Origin of the sequence: Mycobacterium sp. E3247 (assembly GCF_001667785.1) — a bacterium.
Classification (GTDB): Bacteria; Actinomycetota; Actinomycetes; order Mycobacteriales; family Mycobacteriaceae; genus Mycobacterium.
The window spans coordinates 1-528 of the sequence record NZ_LZJG01000103.1; the positions used below are offsets into that span (position 1 = coordinate 1).

1 protein-coding gene is annotated in these 528 nt (G+C 63.1%); it reads right to left on the reverse strand.

Translation table 11 applies throughout. The features are described 5' to 3' along the window. On the reverse strand, positions 1 to 528 hold a 528-nt coding region (locus tag A9X04_RS05395; protein ID WP_197509057.1), incomplete at both ends, for a sensor domain-containing protein.

A 528-nucleotide genomic window follows, 5' to 3' on the forward strand; every position in this document is an offset into this window, starting at 1 on the left:
TGGAATCTCCATCGATATTTGCCGCTCAGGTGGATGACGGCATTGCTGCACGCATCGAGACGCTTGGCAAAAGCGTCGCCAAGCAACACCGTCGCTGCTTTGGAATCGACAACCGTCGCAACAGCCAGATAGACCGCATGACCTGAAGTGTCCTTTTCCTCCCTGTATTGATTGCTCCGCCATCCGGTATAGGCCACGCCAACCGTGTTGGTGTCCAGCCCGAACAGCGCCGCACAGTCCGGGTTGCCCTCGTCGATGACAGGGGGCACTGGAGGCCTGGTCCAACCGGGCGGAGGCGTGCCCGTCCAGTTGAGTTTGGAGCCGACGATGTCGCCGACCACTTCCGGCGGCAGGAGCAGCTCATCGATCCGATTGAGCGCCAGCGTTGGCCCGACCGTGGGCGTCGGCGAGGGTGCGACCGAGGTGGCGTTGTGGCCGCCGCCCTGCCCGCCGCCACACCCAACCGCCAACGCGACCACTACAGCCCCGAGCGCCGAAACAGTGAAACGAATCCTCATTTCGTCTCCT